This is a genomic window from Paenibacillus alba, from assembly GCF_013204855.1.
In the GTDB taxonomy this organism is placed as follows: Bacteria; Bacillota; Bacilli; order Paenibacillales; family NBRC-103111; genus Paenibacillus_E; species Paenibacillus_E alba.
In genome coordinates, this window is sequence record NZ_JABMKZ010000005.1 from 216,229 (window position 1) to 235,070 (window position 18,842).

Genomic DNA, 18,842 nt, shown 5'->3' on the forward strand with positions numbered 1-18,842 from the left:
GAACGACGATCAGGAGAGGAAGATGCGTTTTGATCCCAGCAATGAGAAGCAGTAAGAAAAACGATAGAATACGAAAAACGGCACATCTTTTGCTCGCCGTTATACTTTTGATACCGCTTCTATTAAGCAGCGGCGCGGCTTCGGCAGCAGCCGGTTGGTCGATGATAGACGGCGGCGGAGTCAATGGATTGAACGTTAATCCTGCAAGTAGAGCAGAACTTCCTGTATTAGCCGTATTTAGAAACGAAGTTTATATGGCGTGGCAAGAAAAAAACGGAACGATCAGTCAAATCAGAGTCAAGAAATATAACGGCACGGGCTGGGTTAGCGTCGACGGCAACGGTCCGAACGGATTGAACGTGAATACTGGCAAAGCGGGAACAACACCAACTCTAACCGTGTTCAAGGATGCTTTGTATATCGCGTGGGTAGAAGTGAGCGTAGCGAATAATACTCAAATTCGGGTCAAAAAGTATGACGGCGAAAGCTGGACGAGCGCCGAGGACGTAAGTCTGAGCGGAATAAACGTAGATTCTACACTGAATGCTCTCGGTCCTACACTGGCTGTATACAACGGCGCTCTGTATGCATCATGGTCTGAAGTTTATAAAATCCGGGTCAAGATGTATAACGGTACCTTGTGGACGAACGTCGACGGAGGTACGAACGGATTAAATATAGATTCATCCAAACTCGCGGCTTTTCCTGCTTTGGCCGTATTGGGGAATGATTTAATCGCGGTCTGGTCCGAAGTATCCGGGTCCATTTATCAACTGCGAGCGAAAAAGTATAACGGGGCAAGCTGGACGATAATAGACGGAGGAACGACCGGGTTAAATATGGTTAGCGGGAAAAGCGCGATCTACCCGTCGGTAGCCGCGATTGACGGCGCTTTGTACTTAGCTTGGAATGAACCGGTCGATTCGACGACGGACGACCAAATTCGGGTGAAGAAATACGACGGCAACACTTGGTCAAGTATTGACGGCGGCGGGAAATATGGAATCAACGCGGATCCCGCATTTCGAGCCAATTATGTGAAAATAACGACGTTTAATCATGATGTATATGCGGTATGGCAAGAATATTCCGGAAATGTAGGATCAACTGCCGTATTTAAAATTCGCGCAAAGAAGTATGACGGTACGGCCTGGATGAGCGCCGAAGCCGGCAGCAACGGTCTGATCGTGGATCCTTCGAAAGTTGCCAATTTTCCTGCCGTGACCGCGCTAAGCAACGTTTTATTCGTTGCGTGGCAGGAGAGAAACAGTACGATTGAGCAACTTCGGGCGGCTAACTATGCGGTACCCGTACCTCCAGCGGTCAACGGCGTTACCGTCACTCCCGGCACGGCGAGCGTCGCGCAAGGTAGAAGCAGACAGCTGACGGTTGCGGTGGACGCAGTGGGAGGAGCGGTGACGACGGTCACATGGACGAGTAGCGACGCTAGTAACAAGGTGGCAGTCAGCGGAGCGGGGAACGTCACCGTTGCGGCTGATGCCGCGCTAGGAGATTATACAATCACTGCGACCTCGACGGTGGATAATAGCAAAAAAGGAACAGCGACGATAACCGTTACGGCTATGCCGCCGGCTGTCAACAGCGTAACCGTCAGTCCAAGCACAGCAAGCGTGGTGCAAGGAGGAAGCAAGCAGCTTACAGCTTCGGTAGATGCGGTAGGCGGAGCGGCGACGACGGTCGCGTGGACAAGCAGCGACGCCAGCAATAAGGTGGCGGCGGATAGCGCAGGGAACGTGACCGTGGCGGCGGACGCCACGCCTGGAAATTATACGATCACGGCAACCTCGACGGTGGATAACAGCAAAAAAGGAACGGCGACGATAACGGTCACCGCAGCGCCTGCTATCAGCAGCGTCACCGTGAGCCCAAGCACCGCAAGCGTGGTGCAGGGCGGAAGCAAGCAGCTTACAGCTTCGGTAGATGCGGTAGGCGGAGCGGCGACGACGGTCGCGTGGACGAGCAGCGATGCTAAGGTGGCGGTGGACAGCGCTGGAAAAGTGACCGTAGCGGCGGACACTGCGCTTGGCGATTATACGATCACGGCCACCTCGACGGTGGATAACAGCAAAAAAGGAACGGCGACGATAACGGTCACCACAGCGCCTGCTATCAGCAGCGTAACCGTGAGCCCAAGCACAGCAAGCGTGGTGCAGGGAGGAAGCAAGCAGCTCACAGCTTCGGTAGATGCGGTTGGCGGAGCGGCAACGACGGTCACGTGGACGAGCAGCGACGCTAAGGTGGCGGTGGATAGCGCAGGGAACGTGAGCGTAGCGGCTGACACTGTGCTTGACGATTATACGATCACGGCCACCTCGACGGTGGATAACAGCAAAAAAGGAACGGCGACGATAACGGTCATCGCAGCGCCTGCTATCAGCAGCGTAACCGTCAGCCCAAGCACCGCAAGCGTGGTGCAGGGAGGGAGCAAGCAGCTCACAGCTTCGGTAGATGCGATTGGTGGAGCGGCAACGACGGTCACATGGACGAGCAGCGACGCTAAGGTGGCGGTGGACAGCGCAGGGAACGTGAGCGTGGCGGCTGACACTGCGCTGGGCGATTATACGATCACGGCCACCTCGACGGTGGATAACAGTAAAAAAGGAACGGCGACGATTACCGTAACCGCAGCGCCTGCTATCAGCAGCGTCACCGTGAGCCCAAGCACCGCAAGCGTGGTGCAGGGAGGAAGCAAGCAGCTCACAGCTTCGGTAGATGCGGTTGGCGGAGCGGCAACGACGGTCGCGTGGACGAGCAGCAACGCTAAGGTGGCGGTGGATAGCGCAGGGAACGTGAGCGTGGCGGCTGACACTGTGCTTGGCGATTATACGATCACGGCCACCTCGACGGTGGATAACAGCAAAAAAGGAACGGCGACGATAACGGTCACCGCAGCGCCTGCGGTCAACAGCGTAACCGTGAGCCCAAGCACCGCAAGCATCGAGCAAGGAGGAAGCAGGCAGTTTACGGCTTCCGTAGATGCGGCAGGAGGAGCGGTGACGACAGTAACATGGAAGAGCAACGACGCCAAAGTGGCGGTGGACAGCGCGGGGAACGTGAGCGTGGCGGCTGACACTGCGCTGGGCGATTATACAGTCACAGCCACCTCGACGGTGGATAACAGCAAAAAAGGATCAGCGACGATAACGGTTACGGCAGCGCCTGCTATCAGCAGCGTAACCGTGAGCCCAAGCACCGCAAGCATCGAGCAAGGAGGAAGCAGGCAGTTCACGGCTTCCGTAGATGCGGCGGGAGGAGCGGTGACGACAGTAACATGGAAGAGCAACGACGCCAAAGTGGCGGTGGACAGCGCGGGGAACGTGACCGTGGCGGCGGACACTACGCTGGGCGACTATACGGTCACGGCATCCTCGACAGTGGATAACAGCAAAAAAGGATCAGCGACGATAACGGTTACGGCAGCGTCTTCCTATAAGATCGCTGCAATCACTAATCAAACGTTAACGGCGCTTACTCAGGGATATGAATCAGGTAACCAAGAGACTAGAAGCATTGCCGTCACGAATATCGGCACAGGTAATTTGACGCACCTGTCGGTAACGCTTAGCGGCGCAAACGCTAACGAGTTTGTCATGACACAGCCGGATTCTACTTTAGCTGGCAGTGCATCAACAAGCTTTGACATCCATGCCAAAGACAATTTGCCAGCAGGTACCTACACGGCAATGGTCACCGTATCTGCGGATCATATGACGCCTGTAACGTTTATCGTTACGCAAGTGGTGAACTTGCCGAACGCTCCCGCCAATCCGCAAAATCTTGCGGCTGACGTCGGCGACCGTCAAATTAATCTGAGCTGGAGCACAGGATCGGATGCGACGCAGTACCATATTTATATGGCAACGGATGCAGATCTAACTAACATCGTTGAAATTGCGACAGTCACTTCTTCTACCTACAACATACAAAACCTGGTCAACGGAACCCGCTATTACTTTGTGGTCAAATCAGAAAACTCAGGGGGCTTGAGCGCGGCATCAAATCAAGTAAGCGCGACTCCGGCAACTATACCAGGAGCGCCAGCCAATGTGACGGCGGTTGCAGGTAACGGACAAGCCGTCGTTACGTTTACGGCTCCAGCGGATAACGGCGGAAGTGCGATTACTGGATATGAAGTGACTGCTTCACCGGGGAATGTGGTCGTAATCGCAGACGCGAGTCCGATTACGCTCACAGGATTGACGAATGGAACGAGCTATACATTTACGGTAAAAGCGATCAATAGCGCAGGGAGAAGCGAAGTCTCTGCACAATCGAATACAGTGATTCCGAGAGCATCAGATAAGGATACGGATACGCCATCTCAACCTTCCGCTCCAACGACAACGGGTTCTACGAACACTCCAAACACAGGTGTGGATATCCTAGTTAACGGGAAAGTCGAGAATGCGGGCACTGCCACAATTACAAAACGAAACAATCAAACCGAAATGACTGTAGTTGTGGATCAGAAAAAACTGGATGAAAGGCTCGCAGCGGAAGGGCAACATGCCGTAGTCACGATTCCGATCAACCAAACATTCGATATCGTCATTGGCGAACTGAACGGTCAAATGGTGAAGAACATGGAGGACAAGCAAGCCGTTCTGGAGTTCAAAACCGATCATGCGACGTACACGCTTCCAGCGCGACAAATCAATATCGGCGCTATATCTCAGCAAGTCGGTGAATTAATAAACTTGCAGGACATTAAAGTGCGGATTGAAATCGCCGTCCCAGCAACGGATACGTTGAAGGTTGTGGAAAGCGCAGCAGCCAAGGGACAATTCACGCTTGCTGCCCAGCCGCTGAACTTTACGGTGAGAGCCGCTTATGGAGAAAAAAACGTCGAAGTAACGAAGTTCGACGCCTATGTGGAAAGAACAATCGCGATTCCGGATGAGGTTGATCCAGGCAAGATTACAACAGGAGTTGTAGTTGAGCAGGATGGGGCAGTACGTCATGTACCGACTAAGGTCCGAAATATTAACGGAAAGTATGAGGCCCAAATCAACAGCTTGACCAACAGCACGTATGCGGTCGTCTGGCATCCGCTCGAATTCAGCGATGCGGCGAATCATTGGGCAAAAAATGCCGTTAACGACATGGGATCCCGGATGGTCGTCAACGGAACGGGGAATGGCATGTTCAGTCCTGACCAAGAAATCACCCGTGCCGAATTTGCAGCTATCATGGTTCGCGGATTAGGCTTCAAGCTGGAGAATGGAGCAACGCCATTCTCAGATGTGAAGTCGGAAGATTGGTACAGCGGCGCGGTCAGTACGGCTTATTCACATCGGCTTATCAGCGGCATGGAAGACGGTACGTTCCGACCGAATGACAAGATTACGAGAGAACAGGCAATGGTTATTCTATCCAAAGCGATGGCGATAACCGGTCTGAAAGACAAGATCCTAGAACAATCAGCAGACTCTGCACTTCGTCCATTTGAAGATGCGGCCGGAGTGTCCTCATGGGCGCAAGGCAGCGCTGCGGACAATGTGAAGGCTGGCATTGTAGTTGGAAGAAACGGGGCTTTACTTGCGCCGAAGGGTTACATGACCCGTGCTGAGGTTGCAACTATCATACAGAGATTATTGCAAAAATCAGGTCTGATTTAATCGAAAAAGCGGAATGCAGGCTGACGAAGCCGGGCGTTCCGCTTTTTTGTCCATTCCTATTTATTTTCCTGCGGTTGCTCATCTTTTGATGACTTTGAAGCAACTGAGGATCAAATTCCTGCAAATCTGCATCTTTTTTGCTCAGAGTCTACCTATAGATCCTAAATTCCTGCGAATCTACATCTTTTGATGAAGATTTTCAAGTTTTAGGAAGAATAATTAATAAATCCCTGTATAATTGCAGGTATTTTCATTTTTTAAGCGATTTTGTTGAAAAAGCCTGCACTTTTGCAGTTTTTACTCGGATAACACAGGCGTAATTCCGGTGGAATTTGGCAACAGGTTGGGGTTGCAGTTGCAGTTGCAGTTGCAGTTGCAGTTGCAGTTGCAGTTGCAGTTGCAGTTTGCAGTTGCAGTTTGCAGTTGCAGTTGCAGTTGGTGTTGCAGTTGGTGTTGCAGTTGGTGTTGCAGTTGCAGTTGCAGTTTGCAGTTGCAGTTGGTGTTGCAGTTAGGGTTAGGCGTACCAGTTGGAGCCTCTAAAACAGAAGAGACAGCCTCGAAGTCATATTCGACTTTTTGAGACAGCCTCATCTCATTCAAAATCTATAGTGCGGGTGAATACTGCTTCTCAAATGATTCACCCTCCGTCCCCAATATGTTAATTTCAATCTAGCATTTTACTATGGCTCTGTAAACCTCAGCTTCAAATCATCTCTGCGGTGTTTACATAATATTTACCTATGGTAAACATGTAGTTGACATTCTATTGCTACAATTAGGTCCTTAATGACTGCAAGAGTGTTAAATACATCTACAAAGGAGATTAAGATGAACATCGTTAACAAAAGAGCGTTATCAGTTTTGCTATCTTTTGCCTTATTGATTGGGATGTTTGGCGTATCTGCTCCGGCATCCGTAAAGGCTGAGTCGACAGATCCGGTTATTTTGCTGCAAGGAAATTCGGAGTGGAAATATTACGACAAAGGTATGGATCAAGGTACAGTATGGCAATCCACTTATAATGATACGACATGGAGTTCTGGCAGTGCCCCGTTTGGATATAAGGATAATGGAAGTGGAGTGACAACTGGTCTGTTTGGCCCGTTGAAAACGACTGTAGATTACGGTTCAAACAAAAGCAAAAAATATTCAACTACTTATTTCCGTAAGGTATTGAATGTAGATAAAAGCAAGATTGATGCGTATGGTCAAATACTCGGTACTTTTGCAATCGATGATGGTGCCGTTATCTATGTGAATGGAACGGAAATTACTCGTTTCGGTATGCCGGATGGTGAAATTACATATACAACGAAGGCAACTTCCGGCAAAGATCTTCCTGTCATTTACGATGCTGTGGATCTTACAGCAGCGTTAAAAACGAATCTCCACGATGGCAATAATGAGCTTGCGATTGAGGTTCATCAGCAAAGTGACGGCAGTTCTGATCTCTATTTCGATATGAAACTTGTTGCTGTTGCTGTTGCTCCAGTTGTGGCTAATGTGAGCAAGGTAACGGTAACGTTCAATGGAGATCCGACCAGCTCGAAGGGTTTCACTTGGTATACATCGCTTGATTCAAATGATAGCGACTTGCAAGTCGTAGAAAAAACAGGCAGTACGCCTGATTTTACAAAAGCAACGGCATTTACAGGTCGTTCAACTAAAGCAACGAATTCTGCGCAAGAAAATGTACATAAAGCCGAAGCAACAGGCTTAAAAGCGAATACGACCTATTTCTTCCGGGTCGGCGATAAGAAGTTGAATTCTTGGAGCGCCACAGGCACATTCCTGACCGCACCGAAAAGCGGAGCATTTTCCTTCATTGATATGACGGATACGCAAGCGCAAGATGAAGAAGAGGCAGCCATTTCCGCTGCGACGCTGTCCAAGGCATTGGCAACCGTGCCGAATGCGAAATTCGTTCTTCATAATGGTGATGTTGTAGAACACGGCACGACGGAGCAGGAATGGAACTGGCTGCTTGGGCATTCGCAGCAGAGCCTGCTGAACACGACGATTGTACCGGCAGCGGGTAATCATGAAGAATCAGGCAATGCTTTCTTTGAACATTTTGACATTAAGCAGCAGGAAAACTCAGACATTTCAACGGGTGCTTACTACTCGTACGATTATAGCAACGCTCATGTAATTGTACTGAACTCGAATGAGAAAAAGAAATCAACGATCTACGATAATTTTTCTGACGCTCAGGTTGAATGGATGAAACAAGATGTGCAAGCAGCCAAAGCGGCAGGCGCACAATGGATTCTAGTTAATATCCACAAAGGTCCGTATACAACCGCCAATCATGCGACAGACAGCGATATTAGCGGAGCGAATGGCGAGAGAAACAAAATTGCCCCGCTGATGAATGAGCTGGGAATCGATTTCGTATTCCAAGGACATGACCACATCTATGCGCGCACAAAACCGATCATGAAAGACGGCAGTGCAGAAGCAGTTGAGAAAATAACAGAAACGTTAAACGGTCAAACAATTGAATATGCGGTAAAACCAGATGGCACCGTTTATTTAATTCCAGCGGCAGCTGGCGCAAAGGTTTATTTTAAAAATACCAAACTAGATGCAGCTTATCTGAATCTTTTCGAGAGAGCCGAAGAGAATCATGCGAAGAAGTACGGGGATACAACGACTATTGCTCGTGGACAAGTCCAAAATTTCGTCAGTGTTACCATCGATAAAAACAAAATGACTGCTGTAAGCTATGAAATTGATAAGAACATCAATAATGGCGTTCCGTTTATTATTGATCAGTTCGGTATTGTGAAAGAAGAGGTAGCCGAGCCAGATCCTGTTGTGGAAGTAAGCAAGGTAACGGTAACGTTCAATGGAGACCCGACCAGTTCGAAAGGCTTCACTTGGTATACATCGTTTGATTCAACAAATAGCGACCTGCAAGTCGTAGAAAAGAAAGGTACTACGCCTGATTTTACAAAAGCAACGGCATTCACAGGTCGTTCGTCCAAAGCGACGAATTCTGCGCAAGAAAATGTGCATAAAGCTGAAGCCGCAGGCTTAAAAGCGAACACTACGTATTTCTTCCGTGTTGGGGATGCGAAGTTGAATTCCTGGAGCGAGACAGGCACATTCCTGACTGCACCGACAAGCGGAGCATTTTCCTTCATTGATATGACGGATACGCAAGCACAAGATGAAGAAGAGGCAGCCATTTCCGCTGCGACGCTTTCCAAGGCATTGGCAACCGTGCCGAATGCGAAGTTCGTTCTTCACAATGGTGATGTCGTAGAACACGGCACGACGGAGCAAGAATGGAACTGGCTGCTGGGGCATTCGCAGCCGAGCTTGCTGAACACGACGATTGTACCGGCAGCGGGTAATCATGAAGAATCAGGCAATGCCTTCTTTGAACATTTTGACATTAAGAAAGCTGAGAACTCCGATACTTCAACAGGAGCGTACTACTCGTACGACTACAGCAACGCTCATGTGATTGTGTTGAACTCGAATGAGAAAAATAAATCAACGGTATACGATAATTTCTCTGACGCTCAGGTTGAATGGATGAAACAAGATGTGCAAGCTGCCAAAGCGGCAGGCGCACAATGGATTCTTGTTAATATCCACAAAGGACCATACACAACCGCAAACCATGCAACAGATAGCGATATTAGCGGAACGAAGGGTGAGAGAAACAAAATTGCCCCGCTAATGAATGAACTGGGAATCGATTTTGTTTTCCAAGGACATGACCACATCTATGCGCGTACAAAGCCGATTATGAAAGACGGTAAAGCGGAAACAGTTGAGAAAATAACTGAAGTGTTAAACGGTCAAACGATTGAATACGCCGTAAAACCAGATGGCACCATTTATTTAATCCCAGCCGCAGCTGGGGCAAAGGTTTACTTTAAGAATACCAAATTGGACGAAACTTATTTGAATCTATTCGAGAGAGCGGAAGAGAACCATGCGAAGAAGTATGGGGATACAACGACTAAAGCTCGTGGACAAGTACAGAATTTCGTCGGTGTTACGATCGATGGCAACAAGATGACAGCTGTAAGTTATGAAATCGATAAGAACATTAATAATGGCGTTCCGTTTATTATCGATCAGTTCGGTATCGTGAAGAATGAGGAAACGTATGGATATAGCATTAGCACACCGCAAGTTTCAGTAACGGGGCTTTCTGCGACGGTTTCAGCAACTATTCAAGATCTGAAGAATGTATCTGAAAAAGCGACAGTTATCTTCCAGTTGATGGATGGAAATACGCCGATTCAGCTTGTGTCCATAAAAAATGATATCCAAGACGCGCAAGAAGTTACGGCACAATTCAATCTGCCATCATTCAAAAATTACACAGTCAAAGTATTGCTCTGGGATGATCTTCAAAATCAAGTAGCTAAAGCACAACCACAAGATGCCGCTATTGCACCATCAACTACTAAATAGTGATCATTCATAGAGGGGCTCTGCGAGCTCCTCTATGAAATCTATGAAGATTGGTTAAGAAATACAAAAAGACTGGAGAATTCATTTTGAAAAATAAACTGCTTGGCCTACTTTTGACGCTAACGTTAGTATTCGCACTTATTCCGGTGTACGCTAATGCGGACAACTACCAGGTAGTTGTCTCTGTAAACAGCAATCAGGTGACCGTTACAGGAGGGAATGCCTCTTATGCAGGAAAGGCTCTTACATTACGCGTAGTTGATAGCTACAGCCGTAATATTTTAGCTGATCAAGTTAAAGCTGCTGCGAACGGCAAGTATTCATTTGGTCCATACACCTTGGAAAATGGAAATTATACGGCTTGGGTTGGCGGTATGGATGTGGCAGAATCCAAGGCGTTCTCCGTATCTCAATCACCGGCAGAAGGTACAAATGCCAACCTGAAATCTTTACAACTGAGCTCAGCTCCTATCGAGTTCTCAGCTGATCAAACAGATTATACGGCAAGTGTTGCAAACAGGGTTAGCCGTGTAACCGTTACGGCAAATGCCGACGATGTTCAGGCCATTGTGAGAATTAATAATGAAGAAATGGCAACCAAGGACATTGATTTAAAAGAAGGCGTTAATGCGGTTTCCATTGAAGTAACCGCTCAAGATGGGGTTACGAAAAAGAAATACAATCTAACGATCAAAAGAGCAATTGCGATAACAGCGGCTTCAGGTGAAGCGATTCAAGTAAGCACTGAACCTGTAAGCATTACAGTTCCAAGTGATGCATCCAATGTTTCAATCAAAGTGGAAGCAAGCACGGTGGGTAGTACGAAACAAGCGCTGCTGCCTTTGATTGATGTGCAAGCCGTCACCTCTCTAGGTGCGGTTGATGTGTCTATTCCTCAGGGTACCCAAATTACAGCTCCCGATAGCTGGGATGGTACGATTAAGCTGCCGGAAGTACTGAGCAACAGCAGCGTATCTATTAGCGATGGCAGCGTGAGCGCCGTCATTGAAGTAGGCTTGCCGGATGTAACGCTAACTTTCGACAAAGCAGTACGTTTACTCCTGCCGAACCAGGGGGATAAGTCTGTCGGCTACGTGAGAAATGGCGCTTTTACACCAATTACGGGCTCCATTTCGGAAGATAGTCAAACCGTGGCAAATCGCACAATCACTGCAGGTGGAGACGCAAAAATAAAGGTTGGCAGCGATCTTGTGGTTTGGACAAAGCACTTTACCAAATTTGCCAGCTATACGCCTGTGACTAGAAATGATAATGGAAGCAGTGGAAGTGGAAGCAGCGGAGGCGGAACGCCATCCAACGCAGGAACAATGACGGCTGAGGGTGGAACGTTAACTTTAAATGGCGCGAAAATCGATGTGCCGGCTGGAGCATTGGCTAACAGTATTAAGGTAAGCGTAGATAAAGTAAGCGATACCTCCATGCTGCCCGTTGACTTGTCTCTTAAATTAATAAGCGGTGTCTATGAAATCATAAAAGATCAAGAAGGCGATTTTAACAAGTCTGTTGTGATCACATTGCCTTTCGACAAGACGGCCGTGGACTTTACGAAGTCACTGGTAGGTGTATATTGGCTCAATGAACAAACCCATACATGGGTGCAATTGGACGATCTGCAAGTAGACCAAGTCAATGCGACGGCTTCTGGATCTGTTAAGCATTTCACAAAGTTCGCTGTACTTGCTTCCGATAAAAAAGCTGTTAATCCAGCTGGAACTAGTCTTATCGATATCAAGGGACATTGGGCCGAAGCTAACATTCGTGAGTTAGTTAAACAAGGTGCGATCAACGGATATTCGGACAACTCCTTTAAGCCAGACAACAAAATAACGCGAGCTGAATTCGTTACCGTTATCGTCAAGGCTTTGAATCTTAAAGCTCAGGATGGGAAAAGTTTCGAAGACACGTCAACTCATTGGGCAAAAGGTGCGATTGCAATTGCCGCAGCGCTTGGTGTTGTTAACGGCTATACGGAACAGTCTTTTGGTCCTGACGATTTCATAACAAGGGAGCAAATGGCGGCAATCATCATTCGTGCTGCTCAGATGGATCCGATTGCCAAGAACATCGATTTTTCGGATAGTTCATCTGTATCCGACTGGGCTCGTTCGGCTTTTGCGACCGCGATTGCCAAAGATTTGGTTAATGGATATGAAGACCATACGGTGAAGCCGCAGGCGAACACGACCCGCGCGGAAGCCGTAACCGTCATTCTAAGAGCATTGGCATTAAAAAAATAAACGTATGCTGATAAAGCTGCTGCTCAGTAGATTAACTACTGAGCAGCAGCTTTTTTATTGTTTTTGAAACAACAAAAACGGAGCCGCGCGGGTTTGCGGGCTCCGTTTTCTGATTATGGATGGGATATCACATTGTATGACTGAAACAAGGTTATTTGCTATTCCACGCACTTTGAAAAGCAGGTCCTGCTGGCCCAGTGGAGATATCGGTTTCACCAATTTCCCCCCACAAGCCTGCATAGTTAATGAACGCTTGTCCATTCAACGGATGGGACAGTTCGCCTACATTGACTACGTTGTAGTAGGTATTGAAGCTGTCGCCAGCGCCGGTGTAGTCGCTTGGCAGTACGCCGCGAGATTGCTGCCCGGCGGTTGGGTAGCTGGCATGTGTTCCGACTGCGGAGTAGACAACTGGATGTTTGTAATCGCTGGTCAGCTTCTGGCTGTCAGTGGCAATCGCGCCATCCTTCGTTGCGAATTGCAGTTGGGCGGAAGTGTAGTCTTTGCCTTCGCCATTATGGGCGGAATAATAGGCGGAAACAAATTGCTGACTGCTGTTCACGGTTACTGTGACATGCTCCCAGTCGCCTTCATGATTAAAGTCCAGACCTGCAACGGACGGGGAATCGTTATAAGGGTAAAAGAACCAATATTGCAGGTCGTAGCCACCTGCTAGTACGCTGCTCGGTTTGACATGGGCGTAAGTTCTCCAATCACTGCTCGCTGATCCCAGATATACGGTTTTGTCAAAGCCGTTATCATTAGGAGGCTGCAGGAAAAACCCTTCGTCAGCCCTTGTATTGCGGGCTTGGCTGGAGAGGATATTGCTTCCGGAGTGCGAACATATCAAATTCTTGGTTTGGTGAGCTTGCTGGGACAAGTTCGTCTGCGTGACAGCATTAAATGCAATGATTTGATCGTCGCTGCACCCGCCATCATGATGGAAACGCATCGTTACACGCTGCAGATACCAATCTACACTGGAAAGTTTATTGTCTTCACTAGGATGCAGATACAGCTTGGGGGCGTATTGTGCGAGCAGCGTTTGCTCCACAGCATCATCAATTCCGTCTTGATCCGCGTCTGTTGCGGCGAAGGTAACACTTGAAGTAAGCAACGATCCGAACATGATTGAAGCAAAAGCAGCAGTGACCATCACATTGTGGCGCCATCTTGTAAGCCTTACAGGTTTCATTAGAATAGTAGCCTCCTTGGTTTTGGCGCATCCTGTTTCGTTATTAGGCAGGTGCTGCCGTGATAGATGTCTAGACACCATCTATAGCAATCATAGGCCTTATTTGTTTACTGGATGTTATTTCCATGTAAATAAATTGTAATTATATGTAGGATGATCGGTTGCCTTTTCTCATGGATGAAACTGTAATCTGCATAATTATGTGCTTGTCTTGAAATAATGAACTCATGGAATATAAAATCTGGAAAATGAGTTGATATGTCATGAAATCAGTTCCTCAGATTTGGAAAGAACTTAATGAATCGTTGGATTTTGTTTGTTACGAACATAAGACCAAATCCGAACCTTATTTTATTGGCTATTTAAATTCGCTTGTTGACTCACAAGTCTTACACCGAGATATCCTCGGACACCTGACTGAGGATTCGAATATTTCATTGGAAGATTTGTATCATCTGATTCCGGTTGCGGAAAAAGAAATTTCGTCTGATTCGAAGACAATTCAAGGTAATTTATTACAAGGATATGTAGCCGTACAACATGGTCTTCAGGATCATTCTACTATTTTGGTTAAAGCTTCACTGTCTAAGGGGCGCCAGGTGACGGAACCCCAAGTCGAATTCACCGTAGAAGGATCGAAAGAAGCCTTTGTTGAATCATTGGACATCAATCTGAACCTGATTCGAAAGCGAGTTCCCGTTCCCGAACTACGTGTAAAAGAGATCACTCTAGGTACTGCTTCCAAGGCTAAAGTGGCGGTTTGTTACATAGAAGGAACAACGAATGAACAATATGTAAATACATGTATACAGCGTATAGAGGATGTAGAATTTGATGTCTTTTCGGATATCACTTTGCTTCAACAAATGATCGAAGATAATTCCAACTCCATTTTTCCGCAAACAGTTGGAACCGAGAGGCCGGATTATGTGGCTTGGGCCCTAATATCGGGGCAGATTTGCATTTTGATGGACGGGTCCCCGACCGCAGTATTTGCGCCGGTCAATTTGGGGATATTTTTCATTTCCTATGAAGATTATTTTTTGCCTTGGATCATCGGCTCTTTCATGAGGCTGGTCCGTATGACTTCTGTGGTCTTTTCCATCTTTGCCACACCCTTGTATGTTGCTGTAATGACGTATCACGGACAAGGCATTTCAAATATTTTTTTGCCCACGATTATTTCTTCCAGACTTAACGTACCTTTTCCTCCGGTAGTGGAAGTGCTTATTATGGAACTTGTTATTGAACTGTTACGGGAAGCTGGCGCCAGATTGCCTAGCAAAATCGGACAAACGATTGGAATTGTTGGAGGTATTGTACTCGGCACAGCTGCTGTTGAAGCCTCAATTACAAGCAACTTTTTGCTGATCATCGTGGCATTATCGGCGTTAGCTTCCTTTACAACACCCATATTTCGAATGAGTGCAACGATACGTGTCCTTCGTTTTCCATTTATTATTGCAGCGCAGATATGGGGAATATTAGGTATTTTCATCGTCATGCTTGCTGTGATTACTCATCTGCTGCGACTAACGTCGCTAGGAATGCCTTATCTGGTCCCCTTTTATCCTTTTCGGACTTCCGACATGTTCGATTCTATCATTCGTTCTCCTTACTCCAAATATCATCATAAGTTTAGTTTTTTCAGAACATCGCAACCCGTTAGGTTCAATAAGAAAAAAGCAAAATTGAAAAGAGACATCGACGAATGAATACATATTGGGAGTGTTAAACAGTTGAAGCCATCGGTAAATGCACGGGTCGCCGTTTCACCGTTTCTGATAGCCTTATTGATTCATTCCATGCAGCTCGGAGTCAGCTATCTCTCTATGGCGAATAAGCCGATTCAATGGGCTGGCCAAGATACTTGGATAGCTGTCCTCCTTTGCGGTCTCAGTATTCACGTCGTTATTTGGATGATGTATGGAATCCTTAACCGTAATGAAACGGATCTTATTCAGATTCATCATCAATTTTTCGGTAAATGGGCTGGCGGTGCTCTTAACTTTAGTTTTATCGTTTATTTCCTGCTAGGTTCCATTTATCAAATGAGGTTGTTTATAGAAATTATACAAGTCTGGGTATTCCCTGATATTGAGATTTGGAGTCTGGCATTAGCTTTGCTTCTGTTAGTGTATTACATCGTTGCAGGAGGATTCCGAGTTATCGTAGGTATTTGTATGTTTAGTATGGTACAACATTTGCTTATTTTTTCCTTGGTGTTTGCGATGCCTTTTTTTCATTTCAACAATTTATTGCCTATGCTGGATCATTCAACGAATCATATCCTCAAAGCAGCGAAGGAAATAACATTTCCATACTTTGGCGTGGAGATGCTCTTTTTCTATTACATGTTCGACAAAACGCCGCGAAAATCACAGAAATGGGCTCATTTGGGCAATATGGTTACAACCATGTTTTATCTTATTATCATTCTTTCTTTATTGTTATTGTTCAAACCCGATCAATTATCGACAGAAATTTGGCCTGAATTATCCAATTACAAATTTGTTCGTTTTCCTTTCATTGAACATATTGAATTTATCGGTGCCTCTTCATTGATATTTGCGCTATTCCCTGTCCTATGTTTAAATCTTTGGGCTTCAACCCGAGTGATGAAATTCATGTTCAAGGTCAAGCAGCTGGCTGCTCTGCCGATACTTTTAATTCTGATCTTTATCCTAGTATGTCTGATTCCAGATCGTAACAGCATTGAAGAAATGAAAACTTGGTTATCCAAAATAGGGTTCTACATGATTTATATGTACATCCCCTGTTTGTATGTTGTTGATCTTGTCAGAATGAAAGTGAGAAGAGCGGTATGAACCGGTGTTTTTTCTTGCTATTAACGACTTGTTTACTGTTAACGGCGTGTGTGAGGCAACAAATTATAGACAGAATCACGCTTTTTATCGTCTGCTCCTTCGATGCCGCAACAAACGATCAAATCGAATTTACAATCGCTGCGCCTAAGGTTAAATCCAAGAAACCCGATTCCATCTCAAACCAATTGCTTTCCAAAGTTGCCAACACAAGCGTGGATATCAAAGAAACCATGGATTTTCAATTAACCCGCCCCACCAGTCCCGGAAGACTTTCGGTGATGTTGTTTGGAAAAGATTTGGCAGCAAAAGGGCTGGCCAAAGAATTGGATGTCGCTTTACGGGACGCTCAGGCATCACGCAGGATGTACTTAGCCGTAGTTGATGGAGAAGCAAAGAATATGCTGCAGGCGGATTTCAGTTCGGATGAGGAGAAAGGGATGTTCTTGTTCAATTTGCTTGATTCGAACATGCGGAGTGGAGTGCTGCCCAAGCAAAATCTTCACGAGTTCGAATATTCCCTTTCGGGGAAAGGCATGGACCCTTTCTTGCCACTGCTTAAACTGGAACACGATCAAGTCATGATTTCTGGTTTAGCTTTATTTAAGGATGATAAATATGTACAGTCCATCAACGAAAAAGAAATGCGACTCATGAAACTGCTTCAAAGTAATACAAAGCTAGGAAGTTGTGAAGTAAAGCTTGACGATGGCTCTTATGTAACAGTGAGAAACACCAGTTCTAAAGTGCGTTATCGAGTCAGTAAAGATGAGAAAAGTGAAAGCGTGACGATTAATCTTAACTTGAAAGGTGAAATTAATGAATCAAGGACTGTTTTTTCTCCAAGTCAAGAGCTGCAGTTAATCAAAAAGAGTCTGGAAAATGAACTTACCACATCTGGCATACAGCTTATCCACTTATTTAAAAAGGAAGGAATCGATCCACTTGGATTAGGGGATTTCGTAAGGAGTCAAACGCGGAATTGGAACGAAGATGAATGGGAAGAACAATATCCAACTTTGAATGTTCGCCTGAATGTTACGGTTATTATTAAAGAAATGGGTATCAAGAAATAAGGATAAAAACGGGAGTTTATATCCATACTGATAACGCATAACGAGATCCTACATAGGGGTATTTTAATTTGGCACAACAACTAACTAAACGCTATTCTCATTTGATGCATAGCATCCCATCTAATTCCAGCATTGAATACCCCATCAATCCGTGGATTCCTCTTTGGTGGTCGGCGGCCTTTCCGGGTTATGGACATTGCATGATCAACTATCCTTTGATCGGGTATTCGCTCATTATTTTCGAATTTACTGTCAACAATCTCGCCAAAATCAATCAGGCCATATACTTCTCCATGATCGGTAATTTCCAGGGCGCAATGGACGTCATCGATCTGCGCTTTTTCTACCTCTACATTGGCGTGTATGTGTTTACGATGTTCGACTCTTACCGCAGATGCGTGGATATGAACAATAACTACGTCTTATCTTACCGGACGACCACTCTGACGAAGACGACCAAGGCCTCTTCCTTTAGTATCAATACGTTGAACAAGGTTAGTCCGATTACCGCGACCTATTGGGAAATGATTATGCCTGGGCTTGGTTCCTTGTATCTCAATCATCTGATTTCGTTCTTCTTTAGCGTGGTCACCTGGACGATTACGATCGGCTTCTCTCGGTTCTATGTCGGCTTGTATTACACGTGCATCGGTGATTTTGAAAAAGCGAAAACGGTTATCGATCCACAATGGTACTTGTTCATTCCGTCGATCTACGGCGGTTATGTGTATTTCGCATATTCTCAGGCCGTTATAACGAATTTTCAATTCAAGCTGTCCCAATCGCAATTTTTGTGTTCCGAATATCAAAGTGCCGCGTTCATCATGCCGCTTGCACCTGCGGAAGAAGGGGAATTCATGTATATCGTCGCTTCGTTTGAGCATTCAACTGCAATCGAGCTGGCCTTAACCGAACTGGAACAGACGGGCATCCAGAAATCAGATATGTTCGCTTTGCCGCTTCGAATAAGAAACAAGAATAAAAAGCTCTTTGATAATGCTCATTACTCAGACGGTGTAAGCTTCATCGACCTTTCCACCATCATGGGATCAATTCTCATGCTAGTTGGCGGCATCTACGGCTTTGTGCTCAAGCAGGGGCCTGTCCTCTGGGCGTTATACGGATTGGTTAGCGGTGGGGTTCTTGGCTTTCTAATCAAATGGTTAGTCATTAAGAAGCTGCCGTCTCTGGATCTGTTTGGAAGAACAAGACCGACGGAAGTAGTCATGATGATCAGATGCAGCTCCGAAGACGACGAGCGTATCAAAGATATTTTATGGCACAACAAGGCTCTTGGTGTAACCGAATATAATCCGATCAATTGATGATATAACGAAGAAAAGAAGAAGATCGTTCTACCGTGGTCCCGGTAAAACGATCTTCTTGCGTTGTTCGCTTTTGGAAATAGT

At 46.3% G+C, this 18,842-nt stretch carries 8 protein-coding genes; 7 read left to right on the top strand and 1 reads right to left on the bottom strand.

Translation table 11 applies throughout. The features are described from left to right. Positions 1-29: 29 nt before the first annotated feature. The 3 genes from HQN90_RS09830 to HQN90_RS09840 all read left to right on the top strand — a co-directional run bounded on the left by HQN90_RS09830 (position 30) and on the right by HQN90_RS09840 (position 12,337). A complete protein-coding gene (locus HQN90_RS09830; protein ID WP_173217694.1) occupies positions 30-5,639 on the top strand; it encodes an Ig-like domain-containing protein in 5,610 nt (1,869 codons plus the stop codon). Between the two features lie 828 nt (positions 5,640-6,467). Continuing rightward, complete coding sequence (locus tag HQN90_RS09835; RefSeq protein ID WP_246362188.1) at positions 6,468-10,079, top strand: metallophosphoesterase; 3,612 nt, start codon at positions 6,468-6,470, stop codon at positions 10,077-10,079. Positions 10,080-10,165: 86 nt separating this feature from the next. Beyond that, on the top strand, positions 10,166-12,337 hold the full coding sequence (locus HQN90_RS09840; protein ID WP_173217696.1) for an S-layer homology domain-containing protein: 2,172 nt from the start codon (positions 10,166-10,168) through the stop codon (positions 12,335-12,337). 151 nt (positions 12,338-12,488) lie between these two features. On the opposite strand, the gene HQN90_RS09845 is transcribed toward HQN90_RS09840, so the two are convergent. Further along, positions 12,489-13,532, bottom strand: a complete 1,044-nt coding sequence (locus HQN90_RS09845; RefSeq protein ID WP_216855270.1) for a Vps62-related protein — start codon at positions 13,530-13,532, stop codon at positions 12,489-12,491. Between the two features lie 263 nt (positions 13,533-13,795). On the opposite strand from HQN90_RS09845, the gene HQN90_RS09850 reads away from it, so the two are divergent. From HQN90_RS09850 to HQN90_RS09865, 4 genes are all read left to right on the top strand, one after another. Beyond that, a complete protein-coding gene (locus tag HQN90_RS09850) occupies positions 13,796-15,247 on the top strand; it encodes a spore germination protein (RefSeq protein ID WP_173217698.1) in 1,452 nt (483 codons plus the stop codon). 24 nt (positions 15,248-15,271) lie between these two features. Continuing rightward, positions 15,272-16,360: a GerAB/ArcD/ProY family transporter gene (locus HQN90_RS09855; protein ID WP_173217700.1), complete on the top strand. Its 1,089-nt coding sequence runs from the start codon at positions 15,272-15,274 to the stop codon at positions 16,358-16,360. Continuing rightward, a complete protein-coding gene (locus tag HQN90_RS09860) occupies positions 16,357-17,433 on the top strand; it encodes a Ger(x)C family spore germination protein (protein ID WP_173217702.1) in 1,077 nt (358 codons plus the stop codon). Before HQN90_RS09855 ends, HQN90_RS09860 begins: the two co-directional genes overlap by 4 nt. Positions 17,434-17,501: 68 nt before the next feature. Beyond that, positions 17,502-18,758: a hypothetical protein gene (locus HQN90_RS09865; protein WP_173217704.1), complete on the top strand. Its 1,257-nt coding sequence runs from the start codon at positions 17,502-17,504 to the stop codon at positions 18,756-18,758. The last annotated feature ends 84 nt before the right edge of the window (positions 18,759-18,842 follow it).